Source organism: Maritalea mobilis (genome assembly GCF_004363175.1).
GTDB classification, from domain to species: domain Bacteria; phylum Pseudomonadota; class Alphaproteobacteria; order Rhizobiales; family Devosiaceae; genus Maritalea; species Maritalea mobilis.
In genome coordinates this window covers 1-20,421 of record NZ_SNYR01000005.1, presented here as the reverse complement: position 1 = coordinate 20,421, position 20,421 = coordinate 1, and the positions used below count along the sequence as shown (strand labels likewise).

18 protein-coding genes and 1 tRNA gene are annotated in these 20,421 nt (G+C 48.9%); 16 read left to right on the top strand and 3 right to left on the bottom strand.

Annotation, left to right across the window (positions count from 1 at the left end; translation table 11 throughout):
- The coding region (locus tag ATL17_RS16795; protein WP_484177342.1) for an EF-Tu C-terminal domain-related protein at positions 1-138 on the top strand (138 nt) is incomplete at its 5' end.
- 59 nt (positions 139-197) lie between these two features.
- On the opposite strand, the gene ATL17_RS16790 is transcribed toward ATL17_RS16795, so the two are convergent.
- Complete coding sequence (locus ATL17_RS16790) at positions 198-1,367, bottom strand: serine hydrolase domain-containing protein (RefSeq protein ID WP_166639091.1); 1,170 nt, start codon at positions 1,365-1,367, stop codon at positions 198-200.
- A gap of 332 nt (positions 1,368-1,699) precedes the next feature.
- Here ATL17_RS16790 and ATL17_RS16785 point away from each other — a divergent pair, with 332 nt between their 5' ends.
- Together ATL17_RS16785 and ATL17_RS16780 are read left to right on the top strand one after the other, a co-directional pair.
- Positions 1,700-2,077: an MAPEG family protein gene (locus tag ATL17_RS16785; protein ID WP_133574014.1), complete on the top strand. Its 378-nt coding sequence runs from the start codon at positions 1,700-1,702 to the stop codon at positions 2,075-2,077.
- Between the two features lie 82 nt (positions 2,078-2,159).
- Positions 2,160-2,235 (top strand) — tRNA-Trp (locus ATL17_RS16780).
- A 14-nt stretch (positions 2,236-2,249) separates the two neighbouring features.
- Here the strand turns inward: ATL17_RS16780 and ATL17_RS16775 are convergent.
- On the bottom strand, positions 2,250-2,543 hold the full coding sequence (locus ATL17_RS16775) for a YciI family protein (RefSeq protein ID WP_133574013.1): 294 nt from the start codon (positions 2,541-2,543) through the stop codon (positions 2,250-2,252).
- 73 nt (positions 2,544-2,616) lie between these two features.
- Here ATL17_RS16775 and ATL17_RS16770 point away from each other — a divergent pair, with 73 nt between their 5' ends.
- A complete protein-coding gene (locus tag ATL17_RS16770) occupies positions 2,617-2,946 on the top strand; it encodes a winged helix-turn-helix transcriptional regulator (RefSeq protein WP_133574012.1) in 330 nt (109 codons plus the stop codon).
- A 13-nt stretch (positions 2,947-2,959) separates the two neighbouring features.
- Here ATL17_RS16770 and ATL17_RS16765 read toward each other — a convergent pair whose 3' ends face one another.
- Positions 2,960-3,619, bottom strand: coding sequence for a hypothetical protein (locus tag ATL17_RS16765; protein ID WP_133574011.1), 660 nt, complete (start codon positions 3,617-3,619; stop codon positions 2,960-2,962).
- A gap of 280 nt (positions 3,620-3,899) precedes the next feature.
- On the opposite strand from ATL17_RS16765, the gene secE reads away from it, so the two are divergent.
- The 12 genes from secE to tuf all read left to right on the top strand — a co-directional run.
- Complete coding sequence (gene secE / locus ATL17_RS16760; RefSeq protein WP_133574010.1) at positions 3,900-4,094, top strand: preprotein translocase subunit SecE; 195 nt, start codon at positions 3,900-3,902, stop codon at positions 4,092-4,094.
- Between the two features lie 31 nt (positions 4,095-4,125).
- Complete coding sequence (gene nusG, locus ATL17_RS16755) at positions 4,126-4,656, top strand: transcription termination/antitermination protein NusG (RefSeq protein WP_133574009.1); 531 nt, start codon at positions 4,126-4,128, stop codon at positions 4,654-4,656.
- 116 nt (positions 4,657-4,772) lie between these two features.
- On the top strand, positions 4,773-5,201 hold the full coding sequence (gene rplK, locus ATL17_RS16750) for a 50S ribosomal protein L11 (RefSeq protein WP_133574008.1): 429 nt from the start codon (positions 4,773-4,775) through the stop codon (positions 5,199-5,201).
- 5 nt (positions 5,202-5,206) lie between these two features.
- Positions 5,207-5,902 carry a 50S ribosomal protein L1 gene (rplA, locus tag ATL17_RS16745; RefSeq protein WP_133574007.1) on the top strand — a complete coding sequence of 232 codons (696 nt, stop codon included), beginning with the start codon at positions 5,207-5,209 and terminating at the stop codon, positions 5,900-5,902.
- Positions 5,903-6,218: 316 nt separating this feature from the next.
- Positions 6,219-6,737 (top strand): 50S ribosomal protein L10, encoded by a 519-nt coding sequence (gene rplJ, locus ATL17_RS16740; RefSeq protein WP_133574006.1) that lies wholly within the window; start codon positions 6,219-6,221, stop codon positions 6,735-6,737.
- 54 nt (positions 6,738-6,791) lie between these two features.
- On the top strand, positions 6,792-7,169 hold the full coding sequence (gene rplL, locus ATL17_RS16735) for a 50S ribosomal protein L7/L12 (RefSeq protein ID WP_133574005.1): 378 nt from the start codon (positions 6,792-6,794) through the stop codon (positions 7,167-7,169).
- A 198-nt stretch (positions 7,170-7,367) separates the two neighbouring features.
- Positions 7,368-11,522, top strand: a complete 4,155-nt coding sequence (gene rpoB, locus ATL17_RS16730) for a DNA-directed RNA polymerase subunit beta (RefSeq protein ID WP_133574004.1) — start codon at positions 7,368-7,370, stop codon at positions 11,520-11,522.
- 94 nt (positions 11,523-11,616) lie between these two features.
- Entirely contained in the window at positions 11,617-15,840 is a 4,224-nt protein-coding gene (rpoC, locus tag ATL17_RS16725; RefSeq protein ID WP_133574003.1) for a DNA-directed RNA polymerase subunit beta', read from the top strand.
- 537 nt (positions 15,841-16,377) lie between these two features.
- A complete protein-coding gene (gene rpsL, locus ATL17_RS16720; protein ID WP_027836110.1) occupies positions 16,378-16,749 on the top strand; it encodes a 30S ribosomal protein S12 in 372 nt (123 codons plus the stop codon).
- Between the two features lie 14 nt (positions 16,750-16,763).
- On the top strand, positions 16,764-17,234 hold the full coding sequence (gene rpsG, locus ATL17_RS16715) for a 30S ribosomal protein S7 (RefSeq protein ID WP_133574002.1): 471 nt from the start codon (positions 16,764-16,766) through the stop codon (positions 17,232-17,234).
- Between the two features lie 21 nt (positions 17,235-17,255).
- Complete coding sequence (gene fusA / locus ATL17_RS16710) at positions 17,256-19,349, top strand: elongation factor G (RefSeq protein ID WP_133574001.1); 2,094 nt, start codon at positions 17,256-17,258, stop codon at positions 19,347-19,349.
- A 50-nt stretch (positions 19,350-19,399) separates the two neighbouring features.
- Positions 19,400-20,421, top strand: a 1,022-nt coding sequence (gene tuf, locus ATL17_RS16705; protein ID WP_133574000.1) for an elongation factor Tu, incomplete at its 3' end; no start/stop codon positions are given.

Here is a 20,421-nt window from a genome sequence, read left to right as displayed (position 1 = left end):
ATGGTGATGCCTGGTGACCGTGTTGAGGTCAATGTTGAGTTGATCGTGCCGATCGCTATGGAAGAGCAGTTGCGCTTCGCTATCCGCGAAGGTGGCCGCACAGTGGGCGCCGGCGTGGTTGCCAAAATCATCGAGTAGTCTTTTTCTAAAGACGAACGAAATTAAGGCGGTCCCATAGGGCCGCCTTTTTTGTTGGTCTAGTTTTGCCAACTCAAGACATTGCCCTTCAACTCATCGACGATCATTGAAAATGGAATGAAATGGGCGGCGTTTGCTAGGACGACGATGGTTAGGTCCTTGTCTGGGGCGCGATAGAAATAGTTTTGATAGCCATTCCAGCTGCCAAAGCTGTCGTGATCGCCTCGACCTTTGTAAAGGTTCCAGCCAAGCCCTAGGTAAAGATCGCGATTGCCCCAGTGTTCAACGATAGGTGTGCCATCGTCGGCTGTTTGAATGGTGAGAGCTTCCCTATAATCTGCTGTGGGGATAACTGAACCGTTCAACAGTGCATTGTGCCACTTTTCCAAGTCACGTGGCGAGGTGATAATATTGCCATCTCCCGCTACGCCATCCAATTGACTCGGGAGCTGATCTACATAGTCACCAACATAGAAGAACCGTTTTTTCATACTAGTTGCTAAATTTTTCATGGCTGGATGTATGGCATTTTGCCTGTATATGGTCGTGTTGGTCATCTTTGCTGGGGTGAACAGATGTTGCTGCATAAACTCGTGGAATGGCTGCCCAGAAACGCGCTCAATTATCTCAGACAATACGACATAGGCAGTGTTGGAATAGGCGTATGTTTGTCCCACTTGAAAAGTCGAATTGGGTTTTTGGGTGCTTAGCCATCGGATCAGCTTTTGATTTGTCAGTAATTCGATGCCCTGCAACAATTGGTCGGCTGCAGCAACATAATCAGGCAATCCGGAAGTCCCGACTAAGAGATGGCGGATGGTAACGTTTTCAAATTGTTTTAACTCGGGCAGGTGCCTGTGCAACGGGTCATCAAACGTCAGCTTGTCACGTGATTGCAGCAGAAGAATTGCCGCTGCCGTAAAATGTTTTGTGACGGAGGCAATGTTGAAGGTGGTTTTTGGTGTGATCGATGGTCCCTTGGCGCTCCGCTTTCCAATGTTTGATTCCAGCAAGATTTTGTTTTTATGCGCAATCAGAACGCTACCATTAAAGTGACCAGATCGCCCCAGTTCTTGCAGCCAGTTTTCTAATTCAACAATCCTTTGCTGGCGAGTAGTGCCCTCGGCAACAGGCAGCGACTTGATGTTAACGGCTCGGATTTCAAGAATTATATATGTTGCCAAAGTCGTTATTAGGACCACGGCAAATGCAATAAAAATCCTAAACACTGGAATTCTCCCAATTGTGCGAATGATTATTCTATTTATTGTTGAAATTAAAAGTTTCAAGTCAGAAGGGGAAAGTTGGCCAGTCGGAACCGACACGCCAATTCGGTTTTTAAAAAAAGGGGTAGGGGCGCTCGCGTTACCGCAAAAGCTTGGTGAACATTATTGTTTTGGCTATTGTTATTGTGGTCGCCGTACAAATTTGCTGATTCCAGTTGGTGTTTGGCGCACTATTTTTGGTGATCAGCGGTTGAGATGATTGTCAGTTCAGCTGCCGATATTAGGCAATGTATGGTTGGCTTTTCAGATTGGCTTAGTGCCGGAGGAGCTGTGTTATGACGACTATTTTACTTGCCGTTCTTGCGCTGTATTTGGTGCAACTATTTACCCCTGCGCTTATTCGCTTTTCCCAGATTGGGTTGGAGCGCTATGTGGGGAGTCGTGACGATTTGCCGGAATTGCCTGTAACGGGGCAACGGGCATCGCGGGCCTTGAATAATTTGAAGGAAAGCCTGTTTCTATTTCTACCGCTTGCGATACTCGCTATTGTGATGGGGCATGAAAATGCAGCGATGCTTGGGGCGCAGGTGTTTTTGGTGGCCCGCATTGTTTATGCGGTGACCTATTTGCTGGCTGTGCCGTGGTTGCGTTCGATTATGTGGATTGTTGGATTTGCGGGCCTTGTGATGATGGCCATGCCACTTTTTGGATAAAAAGTGAAAAAAGCACATAATTACTCTTGAAAGAAAACGCCGTTGGCATTAGACCATGCCAGCGGCTTTTATGCCGATTTGCAGGGGTGTAGCTCAGTTGGTAGAGCATCGGTCTCCAAAACCGAGGGTCGTGAGTTCGAGTCTCTCCGCCCCTGCCATTTTCCAAACATTGTTAGGTCAACGCGATCACTTGCTTTTGGGCGGGTGAGGCGAAAACGGGTTTGAACTCGGTTATCTCATATCGCGCTTGCTGCGCCTTAACCATCGGGTCTGCATTTAGCAATGCTTCCAGCTTCTCTTTTTCTTTATGCATAGACAAGATGATGCCGCCTGAGCGGGGCACTTTGGGTCCACCAAATAAGAGCTCGCCATCTTCATAAGCGCTGGATAGGTGGCTGCGATGTGCCTGCGTCAATTCTTCTGTGAGTGCATTAACGTCAACAAATTGGAAGTCGATGAGAAACATATTCAGTTGCCTTTGCTGGATCTGGTTGCTACTATTTTGATAGCGATATTGCTACTAATATAGAAGCGGATAGATGTCTAGTATTTTGCCAAATAAACCTGTTCGAGGCTCCGGCTCCGGTGTGCCTATTATGGCGCTGTTCGACATATTGGGGCGTAAATGGAATATGCGGATGTTGTGGTCTCTGCGCCAAGGTGCATTGAGCTTTCGCAGTCTTCAGGCCGAATGCGGCGGTGTTTCGCCGTCGGTAATGAATGCGCGTTTGAAGCAATTGCAGGCAGCGCAATTGGTATTGCTTGGCGAGGGTGGCTATGAGCTGACGGCGATGGGGCGTGATCTGATGGATCGGCTGGATCCATTGCGCGAATGGTCCGCGCAATGGTCAGCGATTTTGGAGGAGTAACACTAGGCTGAAGCTAGTTGCTGATTTTGTTTGACGCTGTGCTGCTGGGCAGACATGTCACTTGCACCTGATAGTTCATCGAAGCGGCCTGTTGGGTGGAGCTATTGATGTTCCAACTGTTGTTTTTCGCCTTCAGCGTGCGGGCTGCAACGGCGTCCAGCTTGAAATAGGCATAGGCGGTGGTCATTTGCTTCTTGTTCAAAATGCTGAAGCGTGAGCTGCCTTGTTGCCGCTTTTGCGCCAAAAGAGCATTGCATTGGGCGACCGGATCTTTGCCAACCCAGTGTAGTTTGCTTACGGGTATGTTTGGTTCGTAACCAAGTTGCCATGTGCGCAAAGTGCCGTTGGCCACGTCGCGTCCGCCGAAGCGCTTGATCCATTCATTTGCACCTTGGGATTCGAAATAGTCCGTTGCGTGCAGGGTGCCCAGGGCTGCGGCAACGATCCGTTTGCCGCTTTTGGCCCGTGCGCGCAATTTAAAGATGAAGCGGTGGCTGTTTGTCTTTACGCTTGTATATTCAGTGCCGTTTGAGCGCACTTCGATCGGAATAATATCAATGCCGTTCTTTTGAATGGACACAGATTCGATCCAATCTGCAGCATTTGCATGTGTGGGGGCGGAGAGGGCGGCGATCAGCCCGAACGCTGCCAACTTTGTGAAGATGAGTTTCATGATTGTTCCTTTGCAGTTCCTCAATGTGAGGCAAAGATGCAAAAGTGAAACTGAATTGAGACTGAACGGGATATTTAGATATATTTGCGGCTGGTGTTTAGCGCTGGTCGGCTTTAAGAATTTGGTGCGTAAAGGGTTGCGTTTTGATGGGGATAGAGCTATGTAGGCGCAACCAGCCGTGCGGGACTTTCGCGCGGCTATTTGGTTATGGGTATCTGAACTTGTGAAGAAACGACTGTAAGTCGTTGAAAATTCACGGAATGAACAGTCAGGATTGATTATGGCACGGACGAATCCTTTTACATTTTTGCAGCAAGTGCGCTCAGAGGTTGCAAAGGTTGTTTGGCCAACCCGTAACGAAACATTGATTTCAACCATCATGGTTTTGATCATGATCACGCTGGCCAGCTTGTTCTTCTTGGCTGCTGATCAGATTAACTCATGGATTGTTGGCTTGTTGCTCAGCTTGGGCTGAGGTTTAACAAAAAGCGGTAAGGTTTAAACGCATGGCAAAGCGCTGGTACATTGTCCAGGCCTACTCAAATTTTGAGCGTAAGGTTGCGGAATCCATCAAAGAAAAAGTGGCGAGCACTGGGCTTGACCATTTGTTTGATGATGTTTTGGTGCCGACGGAAAAAGTGGTGGAAGTGCGCCGCGGACGTAAAGTTGACGCAGAGCGCAAATTTTTCCCTGGCTATGTTTTGGTGAAAATGGAATTGACCGACGAAACATTCCATTTGATCAAGAATACCCCGAAGGTAACTGGCTTTTTGGGTTCAGATCATAAGCCAATTCCGATTTCTGAGTCTGAAGCGCAATCCATTTTGCATCAGGTTCAAGAAGGTGTGGATCGTCCGAAGCCTTCTGTGAGCTTTGAAGTGGGTGAGCAAGTTCGTGTATCCGATGGTCCTTTTGCTAGCTTTAATGGCTTGGTGGAAGAAGTCGATGAAGAACGCGCACGGCTTAAAGTTGAAGTTTCTATTTTCGGTCGGGCGACCCCGGTTGAATTGGAATATGGTCAGGTTGAAAAGCTCTGATCATTTAAATGGTGCGGGAGAGGGCGTTGGTGTTGCCACATCAATGCATTGAACCTCGTGACCGCACTGTCGTTAAAACGGCCTCAATTGAGGCTAACTAAATAAAGGCACGACAAATGGCAAAAAAGATTGAAGGCTATCTCAAGCTTCAAGTGCCGGCGGGCAGCGCCACGCCGTCACCTCCAATCGGCCCTGCGCTAGGTCAGCGCGGGTTGAACATCATGGAATTCTGTAAAGCGTTCAACGCGGCTTCGCAGGAAATGGATAAAGGCGCGCCGGTTCCGGTTGTGATCACCATTTTTGCGGATAAGAGCTTCACTTTCGAGATGAAGATGCCGCCAGTGAGCTATTTCTTGAAGCAGGCATTGAACCTTAAAAGCGGTTCACAAAAGCCTGGTCACGACGTAGCCGGCAAAATCACGCAAGATCAGTTGCGCGACATTGCAGAAAAGAAAATGAAAGACTTGAACGCGCATGACGTTGAAGCAGCAATGGCACAAATTGCTGGTTCTGCCCGTTCAATGGGTCTGGAAGTAGCGGAGTAAGCGAGATGGCCAAGATTGGTAAACGTACTAAAGCTGCCCGCGAAGCAGTAGATCGCAAAAAATTGTACGAATTGAGCGAAGCTGTTGCTTTGGTAAAAAGCAATGCAGGCGCTAAATTCGACGAAACAATCGAAGTTGCGATGAACTTGGGTGTTGACCCTCGTCACGCTGACCAAATGGTTCGTGGCGTTGTGGCTTTGCCAAACGGCACAGGCCGTGACGTTCGTGTTGCTGTGTTCGCACGTGATGCGAAAGCTGACGAAGCTAAAGCAGCTGGCGCAGACGTTGTTGGCGCAGAAGATTTGGTTGATGAAGTGCTTAAAGGCAACATCGACTTTGATCGTTGTATCGCAACACCTGACATGATGCCTTTGGTTGGTCGTTTGGGTAAAGTTTTGGGTCCACGTAACCTGATGCCAAACCCAAAAGTTGGCACTGTGACACCTGACGTGAAAACAGCAGTTGAAACAGCTAAAGCTGGTTCTGTTGAATTCCGCGTTGAAAAAGCAGGTATTTTGCACGCTGGTGTGGGCAAAGCCTCTTTCGACGAAGCGAAGTTGGTTGAGAACATCAAAGCATTTGCTGACGCTGTTGCGAAATCAAAGCCATCTGGCGCTAAAGGTACATTTATTCGTCGCGTTGCCTTGTCCTCTACAATGGGCCCGGGCGTACATGTTGACGTTTCAAGCGTTCAAGGCTAATTGAACGCGCAATAAAGTTTCAGGCGTAAGCCTGATTGAGGGGCCCGAGCAATTGGGCTCCTAAAGTCCTGTCCGAGACTGTAGGTGCACCTTTGGTGCTTAATCGATAAAAGCCTGCAATAGATGGGGTGAGAATGAAACAGATTTGGCGTTTGCCATGTGTGTTTGGTTCGAACCGGATTGGTTTGGTGTTAAGCCGCTGATCTACAGGCATTTCACCGTTGCTTGGGGAAGGTTGGTTTCGGCCAGCTCTTAAACAAGCAGCAAATCTGCAAACGGTTCGGAATAATTCCGAGCTTTATAGTGGAGAGAAGCAGTGGATAAAGCGGAAAAGCGTGAGCTGGTCTCGTCATTGCAAGATGCGTTTAACGCGTCAGGCTCTGTCGTAGTCGCTCATTACTCAGGCTTGTCAGTTGCCAAAATGGAAGATCTGCGCGTGCAGATGAAACAGGCAGGTGGTCAGGTCAAGGTTGCAAAAAACCGCCTTGCCAAGCGCGCTCTTGAAAATGCAGAGATTGCGGACTTTGGTGAGTTTCTCACTGGTCCGACTGTTCTGACTTATGCGGAAGACCCTATCACGGCAGCGAAAATCTCTGCCAAGTTCGCCAAATCAAATGACAAATACGTCATTTTGGGCGGCGCGATGGGCGAAACCAAATTAGATGCAGCAGCTGTTGCTGCATTGTCAGAATTGCCATCTCTTGATGAACTTCGTGCGAAAATCGCAGGCATGCTTACACAGCCTGCAGCGAAAATTGCATCTGTTCTTCAAGCTCCAGGCGGTCAAGTTGCCCGCGTGGTCTCGGCATATTCAGAAAAGGGCGAAGCGGCATAAGGCGCTTCGCAACCACCCACGGTTCGAAACAATTTAACACAAAAGAGGAATACAATGGCTGATCTAGAAAAGCTCGTTGAAGACCTATCTGCCCTTACAGTTCTTGAAGCTTCAGAATTGTCAAAAATGCTTGAAGAAAAATGGGGCGTTTCAGCTGCTGCACCTGTTGCAGTTGCTGCTGCTGCTGGCGGCGACGCTGGTGCTGCTGCTGCAGAAGAAAAAGACGAATTTGACGTCATTCTTGCTGGTGCAGGCGACAAGAAAATCAACGTGATTAAAGAAGTTCGCGGCATCACTGGTCTTGGCTTGAAAGAAGCTAAAGACTTGGTTGAAGGCGCACCTAAGCCTGTTAAAGAAGGCGTTGCTAAAGCTGAAGCTGAAGAAATCAAAGCTAAGCTTGAAGCAGCTGGCGCTTCTGTAGAGCTTAAGTAGTTCTTTTTTGAGTGGCGGGCTTAGCGGTTCGCCACTCAATTTTGCTGGCGTAATTCAGCATATAGGTCTGATTTTATTAACCAAATCAGACGAAGTTGCGGAAACCTTGAATGAGGGCAGATATCCCGAGCACCGTCGGCTGATTGTCGGTGTTCTGGATACTTGCCCTTCAGGCATTTTAAAAACATAGGAGCGGGCATGGCCACCACCTATAACGGTCGACGTAAGGTACGGAAGTCCTTCGGCAGCATTCGTGAAGTCACGGAGATGCCAAACCTCATTGAAGTTCAAAAAGCTTCTTATGATCAATTTTTGTTGGTAGACCAACCTGAAGGCGGGCGCGCCGATGAAGGTTTGCAGTCAGTCTTTAAATCGGTTTTTCCGATCACAGATTTTGCCAACACTGCGTCATTGGACTTTGTGTCTTATGACTTTGAACAGCCAAAATATGATGTAGACGAATGTCGTCAGCGCGATATGACCTTTGCGGCGCCGCTGAAAGTGACATTGCGTTTGATCGTATTTGAAGTTGACGAAGAAACAGGTGCTCGGTCTGTTAAAGACATTAAAGAGCAAGATGTTTACATGGGCGATATGCCATTCATGACATCTAACGGTACCTTTGTTGTGAACGGCACCGAGCGGGTGATCGTTTCGCAGATGCACCGTTCGCCTGGTGTGTTCTTCGACCACGATAAAGGCAAGTCTCACTCTTCAGGCAAGTTGTTGTTTGCGGCACGGATCATTCCTTACCGCGGCTCTTGGTTGGACATTGAGTTTGACGCCAAAGACATTGTTTACGCCCGTATCGACCGTCGGCGTAAAATTCCAGTGACTTCATTGCTCAAAGCTTTGGGCATGGACGCTGAAGAAATTTTGGCGACATATTACAACACCAATACATTTGAGCGCACCGATAATGGTTGGCGTCAGCCATTTGATTGGGAAAAGTTCCGTGGAACCAAGCCTGCATTTGATTTGATCGATGCGGATAGCGGTGACGTTGTGCATGAAGCTGGCAAGAAATTGTCTGCCCGTGCAGCGAAGAAGTTGGCTGAAGGCGGCATGACCCACATTTTGGTGGATGATGCAGAATTGTTCGGCAGCTACATCGCTGAAGATTTGCTCAATTTGGACACTGGTGAGATCTACGCTGAAGCTGGCGATGAGATCGACGCTGACTTGTTGACCAACTTGGTTGAAGCTGGCTTGGACGAAATTCCAGTGTTGGATATCGACCACGTTAATATCGGCGCTTATTTGCGCAACACATTGGCGATCGACAAGAACGAAAGCCGCGAAGATGCGTTGTTCGATATTTACCGCGTGATGCGTCCGGGTGAGCCACCCACCATCGAAACTGCAGAAGCGATGTTTGAATCATTGTTCTTTGATTCAGAGCGGTATGATTTGTCTGCTGTTGGTCGTGTTAAAATGAACATGCGCTTGAACGTGGAGTGTGAAGACACTGTGCGGACATTGCGCAAAGATGACATTGTTGAAGTTGTTCGTACCTTGGTTGATCTGCGTGATGGTCGCGGTGAGATCGACGATATCGACAACCTTGGCAACCGTCGTGTGCGTTCAGTTGGCGAACTTATGGAAAACCACTACCGCCTTGGTTTGTTGCGCATGGAGCGTGCAATCAAGGAGCGTATGTCTTCTGTTGAGATCGACACTGTGATGCCACAGGACTTGATCAACGCGAAGCCTGCGGCTGCTGCGGTGCGTGAGTTCTTTGGTTCTTCTCAATTGTCTCAGTTCATGGACCAGACAAACCCATTGTCTGAAATCACTCACAAGCGTCGCTTGTCTGCGCTTGGGCCAGGTGGTTTGACCCGTGAACGTGCGGGCTTTGAAGTACGCGACGTGCACCCAACGCACTATGGTCGGATTTGTCCGATTGAAACGCCTGAAGGTCCAAACATTGGTTTGATCAACTCTTTGGCTACATTTGCGCGTGTCAATAAATACGGCTTTATCGAAACCCCTTATCGCAAGGTGGAAAACGGTAAAGTAACTGATGATGTTGTTTATCTCTCCGCTATGGAAGAGGCGCGTTACAACATTGCGCAGGCGAACGCCAAATTGACTGATGGCAATGAGTTCCAGAATGATCTGGTCACTGGTCGTCGGGCAGGTGAGGTGATGTTGATCCCTCGCGAAAACATCGATTTGATGGACGTTAACCCGAAACAGGTGATTTCGGTTGCGGCGTCGCTTATTCCATTCTTGGAAAATGACGATGCGAACCGCGCTTTGATGGGTTCAAACATGCAGCGTCAGGCTGTGCCGTTGCTTCGTTCGCAAGCTCCATTTGTGGGCACAGGCATGGAGCCTGTTGTTGCTCGAGACTCTGGTGCTGCGATTGTTGCAAAGCGTACAGGTATCGTTGATCAGGTGGATGCGACACGTATCGTTATTCGCGCGACTGAAGAAACAGACGCGTCGAAAACTGGCGTTGACATCTACACCTTGATGAAGTTCCAACGCTCCAACCAGTCTACCTGCATTAACCAGCGTCCGTTGGTTGTGGTGGGTGACCATGTTGAAGCTGGCGATATTATCGCTGATGGTCCTTCAACTGATCTTGGTGACTTGGCGCTTGGCCGTAACGTGCTCGTCGCGTTTATGCCTTGGAATGGTTACAACTACGAAGACTCTATTCTTCTCTCCGAAAATATCGTGAAGGATGACGTGTTCACCTCAATTCACATTGAGGAATTTGAAGTGATGGCGCGGGACACAAAATTGGGTCCTGAAGAAATCACACGCGACATTCCAAACGTTTCAGAAGAAGCACTGAAAAACTTGGACGAAGCAGGCATTGTGCACATCGGTGCTGATGTTGAAGCTGGTGACATTTTGGTGGGTAAAATCACACCAAAAGGCGAAAGCCCAATGACACCGGAAGAAAAGCTGCTGCGTGCGATCTTTGGTGAAAAAGCGTCTGACGTGCGTGACACATCTTTGCGTGTGCCTCCTGGTGATGCTGGTACTGTTGTTGAAGTGCGTGTGTTTAACCGCCACGGCATCGACAAAGACGAGCGTGCGATGGCAATTGAGCGTGAAGAAATTGAACGCTTGGCAAAAGACCGCGACGACGAACAGTCCATTCTTGACCGTAACGTGTTTGCACGTTTGAAAGAGATGTTGTTCGGCAAAGAAGCAACTGCAGGGCCAAAAGGCTATGTTGCTGGCACCAAATTGAATGATGCAATCTTTGAAGCGCATCCACGTTCAAAATGGTGGCAGTTTGCGGTTGATGACGACAAGGTCATGTCAGAAATTGAAGCCTTGCAGGGCCAATATGAAGACAGCCGTAAGCAGCTTGAGCAGCGCTTTATTGACAAGGTTGATAAGCTACAGCGTGGTGATGAATTGCCACCAGGCGTGATGAAGATGGTTAAAGTCTTTGTTGCGACTAAGCGCAAAATTCAGTCTGGCGATAAAATGGCTGGCCGTCACGGGAACAAAGGTGTTGTTTCTCGCATCATGCCAATCGAGGATATGCCTCACTTGGCCGATGGTACGCCAGTTGACATCGTGTTGAACCCGCTTGGCGTGCCGAGCCGGATGAACGTTGGTCAGATTCTTGAAACGCACCTTGGCTGGGCTTGTGCCGGCATGGGCAAGCGCATTGGTGAAATGTATGACACATATCGTCGTGCTGAAGCCAAAGACGTGACCCCACTGCGTGAAGAGTTGAACCACGTTTATAAAGGCGATGACTACGTTGAGGGTCTTGATGATGACAGCGTTGTTCGTTTGGCTGACTATTTGCAAAAAGGTGTATCTATCGCAACGCCAGTATTTGACGGTGCGAAAGAGCAGGACATCGTTGAGATGCTCGAGCGGGCAGGGCTTGAAGGCTCTGGTCAGTCTCGGTTGATCGACGGTCGGACCGGTGAAGAATTCCACCGTGACGTAACTGTTGGCTACATCTACATGCTGAAATTGCACCACTTGGTGGACGATAAGATCCACGCGCGTTCAATTGGACCATACTCACTTGTGACCCAGCAGCCATTGGGCGGTAAGGCACAGTTTGGTGGTCAACGCTTCGGTGAAATGGAAGTTTGGGCGCTTGAGGCTTATGGTGCGGCGTACACCTTGCAAGAGATGCTGACTGTTAAGTCAGACGATGTTGCAGGGCGCACAAAGGTCTATGAAGCGATTGTACGGGGCGATGACACGTTTGAAGCTGGTATTCCAGAAAGCTTTAACGTGTTGGTCAAAGAAATCCGGTCACTTGGCCTCAATGTTGAGTTGAGCTCAAGCCATGACGAGGAAGACGATGACGGGGATGCGTTGGAGGCTATTGAGGAGTCTTCACAGGATGCTGCGGAATAGCACTCTGAAACGTAACCTAATCGCTTAATTTTGAGCAGCGGGTAAGGGATGAGCGGCGAAATCATCCCACCCCTGCATTAAAGGAGACAGGAAAATGAACCATCAAGTTATGGATCTTTTCAATCCGCAGGCCCAGGCCCAAGTGTTTGATCAGGTAAAGATCAACATTGCGAGCCCCGAGAAAATCTTGTCATGGTCATATGGCGAAATCAAAAAGCCTGAGACCATCAACTACCGTACGTTCAAGCCTGAGCGGGACGGTTTGTTCTGTGCGCGTACTTTTGGTCCACAAAAGGACTATGAGTGCTTGTGCGGCAAATATAAGCGCATGAAGTTTAAAGGCGTGATCTGTGAGAAGTGTGGCGTTGAAGTTACCTTGTCACGTGTACGTCGTGAACGCATGGGCCACATCGAACTGGCTGCGCCAGTTGCTCACATTTGGTTCTTGAAATCATTGCCATCCCGTATCGCGCTTTTGCTCGATATGACATTGAAAGATGTTGAGCGGATCTTGTATTTCGAAAACTATGTGGTGATTGAGCCGGGCCTTAGCCCATTCTCAGTGAACCAGTTGATCACAGAAGAAGAATATATCGACGCCCAAGACGAATATGGCGCTGATAGCTTCACTGCGATGATTGGTGCGGAAGCGGTGCGCGAGATGCTCGCTTCGCTTGATCTTGAGAAATTGGCCGCTGAATTGCGCGTTGAGATTGCGGAAGCCACAACCGAACTTAAGCCGAAAAAACTCGGCAAGCGTTTGAAAGTGGTTGAGCACTTCATCGTTTCAGGCAACCGCCCTGAATGGATGATCATGACCGTTATTCCGGTTATCCCACCTGAGTTGCGCCCATTGGTGCCGTTGGATGGTGGTCGTTTCGCGACGTCAGATTTGAACGATCTGTATCGCCGTGTGATCAACCGGAACAACCGTTTGAAGCGTTTGATGGAGTTGCGTGCTCCTGACATCATTATCCGTAACGAAAAGCGTATGCTGCAGGAATCTGTTGATGCGTTGTTCGATAATGGTCGTCGTGGCCGCACCATTACTGGCGCGAACAAGCGTCCGCTTAAATCTTTGTCAGATATGCTCAAAGGTAAGCAGGGCCGTTTCCGTCAGAACTTGCTTGGTAAGCGCGTTGACTATTCTGGCCGTTCAGTGATCACTGTAGGTCCTGAATTGAAGCTACACCAGTGTGGTTTGCCGAAGAAGATGGCTTTGGAATTGTTCAAGCCATTCATCTACTCACGTCTTGAAGCCAAAGGTTTGTCTTCAACCGTGAAGCAGGCGAAAAAGCTGGTTGAAAAAGAGCGTCCCGAAGTCTGGGATATCTTGGACGAAGTGATCCGCGAACACCCTGTTATGTTGAACCGGGCGCCGACGTTGCACCGTTTGGGCATTCAGGCGTTTGAACCAACATTGATTGAAGGTAAAGCGATCCAGCTTCACCCGCTTGTTTGTGCGGCGTTTAACGCTGACTTTGACGGTGACCAAATGGCGGTACACGTACCATTGTCATTGGAAGCACAGCTTGAAGCACGCGTATTGATGATGTCCACCAACAACATCTTGCACCCGGCTAACGGTTCTCCGGTTATTGTGCCGTCGCAGGATATTGTTTTGGGCCTTTATTACCTCTCATTGATGAATGACAATGAGCCAGGTGAAGGCATGGCCTTCGGCAATATGGGCGAAATTGAGTATGCGCTCGAAAACAAAGTCATCACATTGCACACCAAAATCAAAGGTCGCTTCAAGACTGTTGATGAGGACGGCAATGAGCACAGCCAAATTTATGAGACCACACCAGGTCGCATGATGATTGCGCAGTTGCTGCCAAAGAACAATGCGGTGCCGTTTGAAGCGTGCAACCAGTTGATGACCAAGAAGATGATCTCGAAATTGATCGATACGGTTTACCGTTCATGCGGTCAAAAAGACACCGTGATCTTCTGTGACCAAATCATGGATCTTGGTTTCCGCTATGCGTGTAAGGCTGGTATTTCGTTTGGTAAGGATGACATGGTTATCCCTGACACCAAAGAAGGTATCGTTGAGACAACCCGCAAGCAGGTTGAAGAGTTCGAACAGCAGTATAATGATGGTTTGATCACACGCGGTGAGAAGTACAACAAAGTTGTTGATGCTTGGGCCAAGTGTGGTGACAAGGTTGCTGATGAAATGATGAGCCGGATTTCTTCGGTTCAAGTGGATGAAGAAACCAACCGTCAAAAGCCGATCAACTCGGTTTACATGATGTCTCACTCAGGTGCGCGTGGTTCGCCAGCGCAAATGAAACAGCTTGCTGGTATGCGTGGTTTGATGGCGCGTCCGGACGGTGGCATCATTGAAACGCCAATTATCTCAAACTTTAAAGAAGGTTTGACCGTGAACGAGTACTTTAACTCGACCCACGGCGCCCGTAAGGGTTTGGCGGATACCGCGATGAAGACAGCGAACTCTGGTTACTTGACCCGTCGTTTGGTGGACGTTGCACAAGATTGCATCATCACCGGCAAGGACTGTGGTTCTGAAGATGGCCTCACTATGACCCCTATCATTGATAGTGGTAACGTGATCGCGTCTTTGGGTAGCCGTGTTCTTGGTCGTACGACAGCAGAAGACGTTCTTGATCCAAAATCTGGCGACGTGATCGTTGCTAAAGGTGTGATGGTTGAAGAAGCTGATGTTGATCGCATCGAAGCGGCTAAGGTTCAGTCTATCAAGATCCGGTCTGTATTGACCTGTAAGCAGCGTCAAGGCGTTTGCGGCACTTGTTATGGCCGTGACTTGGCCCGTGGTACACCTGTGAATATGGGGGAAGCCGTTGGCGTTATCGCTGCTCAGTCTATTGGTGAGCCTGGCACTCAGTTGACCATGCGTACGTTCCACATTGGTGGTACAGCGCAGGTTGTGGACAGCTCGTTCATTGAAGCAAACCATGAAGGTGTTGTTTCGATTAAGACTGGCCAAGTGGCTGAGGATAGTGAAGGCCGCACCGTTAACATGAGCCGTAACCTTGTTCTTGCGATCTCTGATGAAGATGGCAATGAGCGTGGTACACACAAGGTGCCTTATGGTGCGTTGTTGCGGATCAAGGTTGGCGAGACAGTTAAAGCTGGTCAGCGTATTGCTGAATGGGACCCTTATGTGCGTCCTGTTTTGGCTGAAGTTGAAGGTGAGATTGCCTTTGAAGATTTGGTGGAAGGTGCGTCTGTTTCTGAACAAACTGACGAAAGCACCGGCTTTACCAAGCGTTTGGTGATCGACTGGCGTTCAAACCCACGTGGTGAGCACTTGAAGCCTGCCTTGGCCATTACTGGCAAAGACGGCAAAGCTGTGAAACTGGATCGTGGTGGCGAAGCTCGTTACTTGCTGTCTGTTGATGCGGTGATCGCGGTTGATCCGGGCACGAAAGTGAACCCAGGTGACGTTATCGCACGTACGCCATTGGAAAGCGCGAAAACAAAAGACATTACCGGTGGTTTGCCACGGGTTGCGGAATTGTTTGAAGCGCGTCGCCCTAAAGATCATGCGATTATCGCTGAGATCGACGGGACAATCCGTTTTGGCCGTGACTACAAGAATAAGCGTCGCATCGTGATCGAGCCTCATGAAGAGGGTGGCGAGCCAGTGGAATATCTCATTCCGAAAGGCAAGCCGTTCCACCTTCAAGAAGGTGACACCATCGAGCGTGGCGAATATTTGTTGGACGGTAACCCAGCTCCACACGATATCTTGGCGATTAAAGGCGTTGAAGAATTGGCCAAATATTTGGTCAATGAAATTCAAGAAGTTTATCGTCTGCAAGGTGTGGGCATCAACGACAAGCACATCGAAGTTATCGTGCGTCAAATGCTTCAAAAGATCGAAATCACGGATCCAGGCGATTCAGGTTTGATCAAAGAAGAACATATTGACCAAATCGACTTTGATGAGTTGAACCAGCGTTTGGAAGCTGATGGCCGCAAGCCAGCACAAGGTGTGCCGGTTCTGTTGGGTATCACTAAAGCTTCTCTGCAAACCCGTTCGTTCTTCTCAGCGGCATCGTTCCAAGAAACGACCCGCGTGTTGACCGAAGCTGCGGTGAGCGGCAAAGCTGATCCGCTTGAAGGCTTGAAAGAGAACATCATTGTTGGTCGCTTGATCCCAGTGGGTACAGGGGCGTTCACCGCTTCAACCCAGAAGATCGCTGCGAAGCGCGATGATTTGATCTTGGCAGAGCGTCAGCGTCAGGCAGACGAAGAATTGGCAGCCAAAAATGCATTGCGCATTGAAGCATCGCCAGAAGGTTCTTCGGATAATGCTGGCGAGTAATTCAGCTCAGCTATAAATTTTGAGAAGGGCGCCTTTTTAGGCGCCCTTTCTTTTTGGGGAATCGAATCCAAAAACCGTGAACAACGGAATCAGCACCTTGATTCAATGAAGTTTAGACGCGATTATTTGGTCAGTCCGATGGGAATTGGATCGAATATTTCGGGTGAGGGGCCATATAAGCCAAAATTAACCCCTTAAGATGATCTTAAGGTCGGTTTTTTCTCTCATTCCAGAAAAAAACGGCGATAACCCTTGACGTAAAGCCGAGTTCGATTTAGTAACGCCCTACCTTCGCGGTAGGTCGTGGAGCATTTGATACCGTTTCGGCTAACAAAAAAGCCTAAACCCATATGCTTCAAACACACCGTCGGGTAACAGACGCGACAATAGCGAGACACAAGATCTCAGGGTAAACGCCTTGCGATCCTCTGTTTTAATGTGGTGCCGCCGTGCCTTTTGGGCCGATGGGGAGCGCCATTTGATTGTTGTGATCTGGTGAATTGAGTTTTGAACGGATGGAAAGAAGGTTCGAGCAATATGCCGACCATTAATCAGCTGATCCGCAAGCCTCGGCAGGCGAAGCCAAAGCGGAACAAAGTTCCAGCTATGGAAGCAAACCCGCAAAAGCGCGGCGTTTGCACACGTGTGTACACAACGACCCCTAAGAAGCCTAACTCCGCGTTGCGTAAAGTAGCCAAAGTGCGCCTTACAAACCAACGTGAAGTTATTTCTTATATTCCGGGTGAAGGCCACAACCTACAAGAGCACTCTGTTGTTCTTATTCGTGGCGGTCGTGTCCGTGACCTTCCTGGTGTGCGGTATCATATTTTGCGTGGCGTTTTGGATACCCAAAGCGTCAAGGATCGTAAGCAGCGTCGCTCAAAGTACGGCGCTAAGCGGCCTAAGTAAGGAGTTTACGTTCAATGTCACGTCGGCATCGCGCGGAAAAACGTGAGATCAACCCGGATCCAAAGTTCGGTGATCTCGTTGTTACGAAATTCATGAATTCGCTCATGGTAGATGGTAAAAAGTCTGTTGCTGAGCGCATTGTATATGGTGCATTCGACGCGGTTGAAGCACGTACTAAGCAAGACCCTGTAGAGGTGTTCCATCAGGCCCTCGACAATGTGCGTCCTGCGGTTGAAGTGCGTTCTCGTCGTGTTGGTGGTGCAACCTACCAGGTTCCTGTTGAAGTGCGCTCTGAGCGTCAGCAAGCATTGGCCATTCGTTGGTTGATCGGTGCAGCACGGAACCGTGGTGAGAACACAATGGTTGATCGTTTGTCTGGTGAGTTGCTTGATGCGCTCAACGGTCGCGGTCAGGCTGTTAAGAAGCGTGAAGATACGCACCGGATGGCAGACGCCAACCGTGCCTTCTCACATTACCGCTGGTAAGTTTTTAAAGGTATCACGATCATGGCTCGCGATTACAAGATCGAAGACTATCGCAATTTCGGCATTATGGCGCACATTGATGCGGGTAAAACCACAACAACTGAGCGCATTTTGTTCTATACAGGCAAAAGCCACAAAATCGGTGAAGTTCATGATGGTGCTGCCACCATGGACTGGATGGAGCAAGAGCAAGAGCGGGGTATTACAATTACCTCTGCGGCCACAACAACCTTCTGGGAAGGTCGTGATGGCAAAAAGCGTCGCTTCAACATCATTGACACTCCAGGCCACGTAGACTTCACAATTGAAGTTGAGCGTTCATTGCGCGTTCTTGATGGTGCTGTTGCACTTCTTGATGCGAACGCAGGTGTGGAGCCTCAAACCGAGACTGTTTGGCGTCAGGCTGATAAGTACGAAGTTCCTCGTATGATCTTTGTCAACAAAATGGACAAGATCGGCGCTGACTTCTACAACTCAGTAGATATGATTGAAAAGCGCTTGGGTGCTAAGCCTGTTGTTATCCAGCTGCCAATCGGCGCGGAAAACGAATTTGCTGGCGTTGTCGATTTGATCGAAATGAAAGCTTTGGTCTGGCAAGGTGAAAACCTTGGTGCTGAGTGGGATGTTGTAGATATTCCTGCTGACCTTCAGGATCGCGCTGAAGAGTTCCGTGAGCAAATGATCGAAGCGATCGTTGAAGTTGACGAAGAAGCTATGGAAGCTTACTTGGAAGGCGAAATGCCTTCTAACGATAAGATCCGTGAACTTATCCGTAAGGGTACAGTGAACGTTGAATTCTTCCCAGTTCTTTGTGGCTCTGCCTTTAAGAACAAAGGTGTTCAGCCGCTTCTTGACGCTGTTGTTGATTTCTTGCCTTCACCAATCGATATTCCTGCTATTCGCGGTATCGAAGTTGGTACAGAGAAAGAAGTTACTCGTAAGGCTTCTGACGAAGAGCCATTGTCAATGTTGGCGTTTAAGATCGCTAACGACCCACACATGGGTACATTGACTTTCTGCCGCATCTACTCAGGTGTTCTTGAAGCTGGTTCTGGTCTTGAGAACACAGTTAAAGAGAAAAAAGAGCGCGTTGGCCGTATGTTCCAAATGCACTCTAACAGCCGTGAGCAGATCCAAGAAGCTTATGCAGGCGACATCGTTGCGATCGTTGGTTTGAAGCAAACCACAACTGGTGACACTCTTTGCGCGTCTAACTCAAAAGTTATTCTTGAGCGCATGGAATTCCCTGATCCAGTTATCGAGATTGCGGTTGAGCCTAAATCTAAAGCTGACCAAGAGAAGATGGGCTTGGCCCTGAACCGTTTGGCTGCTGAAGATCCAAGCTTCCGCGTTAAATCTGACGATGAAAGCGGTCAAACAATCATTGCGGGTATGGGTGAATTGCACCTCGACATTCTTGTTGACCGCATGAAGCGTGAATTTAAAGTTGAAGCGAATATTGGTCAGCCTCAGGTTGCTTATCGCGAAACAATTACGCAAGCAGTTGATCACGACTATACCCACAAGAAACAATCTGGTGGTTCAGGTCAGTTCGCGCGTATTAAATTCACCATCGAGCCTGGTGAAACTGGTGTTGGTCTTGATTTCTCTGACACAGTTGTGGGCGGTAACGTACCTAAAGAATACATTCCAGGTGTTCAAAAAGGTGTTGAATCTGTTATGGGCGCAGGTCCATTGGCAGGCTTCCCATTGGTCGACGTGAAGTTCGTGTTGAACGATGGTGCATACCACGATGTTGACTCCTCTGTGATGGCTTTTGAGATTGCCGGTCGTGCCGGTTTCCGTGAAGCGATCCGCAAGGCTGGCCCTAAGCTTCTTGAGCCTATCATGAAGGTTGAGGTTGTTAGCCCTGAAGAATACACCGGTTCTATCATCGGTGATTTGACCTCCCGTCGTGGGCAGGTGCAAGGCCAAGACGTACGCGGCAATGCGACCGTGATTAACGCCTTCGTGCCTTTGGCGAACATGTTTGGTTATGTGAACTCTTTGCGTTCAATGAGCCAAGGTCGCGCTAACTTTGTGATGGTGTTTGGCCATTATGAGCAAGTGCCACAAAACGTGGCTGATGAAGTCATGGCGAAACACGCCGGTTAATTTGAATTGAAACGCCAGCACTACGCTGAACGAAATACGGAGAGAGCGATATGGCGAAGGAAAAGTTTGAGCGGACGAAACCGCACGTAAACATTGGGACTATTGGTCACGTTGACCATGGTAAGACCACATTGACCGCGGCGATTACGAAAGTATTGTCAGAGGCGACTGGTGGTAAAGGCACAGCCTTTGATGAGATCGATAAGGCACCTGAAGAAAAAGCCCGTGGTATCACCATTTCAACAGCACACGTTGAGTATGAGACAGAAAACCGTCACTACGCACACGTTGATTGCCCAGGCCACGCTGACTATGTGAAAAACATGATCACTGGTGCGGCTCAAATGGATGGCGGCATCTTGGTTGTGAACGCAGCTGATGGCCCAATGCCACAGACACGTGAGCACATTTTGTTGGCCCGTCAGGTTGGTGTTCCAGCGTTGGTTGTTTTCTTGAACAAAGTTGACCAAGTTGACGACGAAGAGCTTTTGGAATTGGTTGAAATGGAAGTTCGTGAACTTCTTTCTTCTTACGAATTCCCAGGCGACGATATTCCGATTGTAGCGGGCTCTGCTTTGGCTGCTTTGGAAGGTCGTGACGACGAAATCGGCAAGAACAAGATTCTTGAGTTGATGGCTGCTGTTGACGAATATGTTCCAACACCAGCACGTCCAAAAGATCAGCCATTCTTGATGCCAATTGAAGACGTATTCTCAATCTCAGGCCGTGGTACAGTTGTTACCGGTCGTGTTGAGCGTGGCGTGATCAATGTTGGCGAAGAAGTTGAGATCGTTGGCATTAAAGACACACAAAAAACCACTGTTACTGGTGTTGAAATGTTCCGCAAGCTGCTTGATAGCGGTGAAGCAGGTGACAACATTGGTGCGTTGATCCGTGGTGTTGACCGTGAGCAAGTTGAGCGTGGTCAGGTTTTGTGTAAGCCAGGTTCAGTAACACCTCACACCAAATTTGTTGGTGAGGCGTACATTTTGACCAAAGACGAAGGTGGTCGTCACACACCATTCTTCACCAACTACCGTCCACAGTTCTACTTCCGTACAACTGACGTGAC

Bases quoted from the DNA above. Each gene is read 5' to 3' on its own strand.
- nusG (WP_133574009.1), top strand. From the start codon at position 4,126: ATGGCAAAGCGCTGGTACATTGTCCAGGCCTACTCAAATTTTGAGCGT.
- ATL17_RS16775 (WP_133574013.1), bottom strand. From the start codon at position 2,543: ATGTTTCTCATCGACTTCCAATTTGTTGACGTTAATGCACTCACAGAA.
- ATL17_RS16765 (WP_133574011.1), bottom strand. From the start codon at position 3,619: ATGAAACTCATCTTCACAAAGTTGGCAGCGTTCGGGCTGATCGCCGCC.
- ATL17_RS16785 (WP_133574014.1), top strand. From the start codon at position 1,700: ATGACGACTATTTTACTTGCCGTTCTTGCGCTGTATTTGGTGCAACTA.
- rpsL (WP_027836110.1), top strand. From the start codon at position 16,378: ATGCCGACCATTAATCAGCTGATCCGCAAGCCTCGGCAGGCGAAGCCA.
- secE (WP_133574010.1), top strand. From the start codon at position 3,900: ATGGCACGGACGAATCCTTTTACATTTTTGCAGCAAGTGCGCTCAGAG.
- rplK (WP_133574008.1), top strand. From the start codon at position 4,773: ATGGCAAAAAAGATTGAAGGCTATCTCAAGCTTCAAGTGCCGGCGGGC.
- rpoB (WP_133574004.1), top strand. From the start codon at position 7,368: ATGGCCACCACCTATAACGGTCGACGTAAGGTACGGAAGTCCTTCGGC.
- rpoC (WP_133574003.1), top strand. From the start codon at position 11,617: ATGAACCATCAAGTTATGGATCTTTTCAATCCGCAGGCCCAGGCCCAA.
- rpsG (WP_133574002.1), top strand. From the start codon at position 16,764: ATGTCACGTCGGCATCGCGCGGAAAAACGTGAGATCAACCCGGATCCA.
- rplA (WP_133574007.1), top strand. From the start codon at position 5,207: ATGGCCAAGATTGGTAAACGTACTAAAGCTGCCCGCGAAGCAGTAGAT.
- ATL17_RS16770 (WP_133574012.1), top strand. From the start codon at position 2,617: ATGTCTAGTATTTTGCCAAATAAACCTGTTCGAGGCTCCGGCTCCGGT.
- rplL (WP_133574005.1), top strand. From the start codon at position 6,792: ATGGCTGATCTAGAAAAGCTCGTTGAAGACCTATCTGCCCTTACAGTT.
- fusA (WP_133574001.1), top strand. From the start codon at position 17,256: ATGGCTCGCGATTACAAGATCGAAGACTATCGCAATTTCGGCATTATG.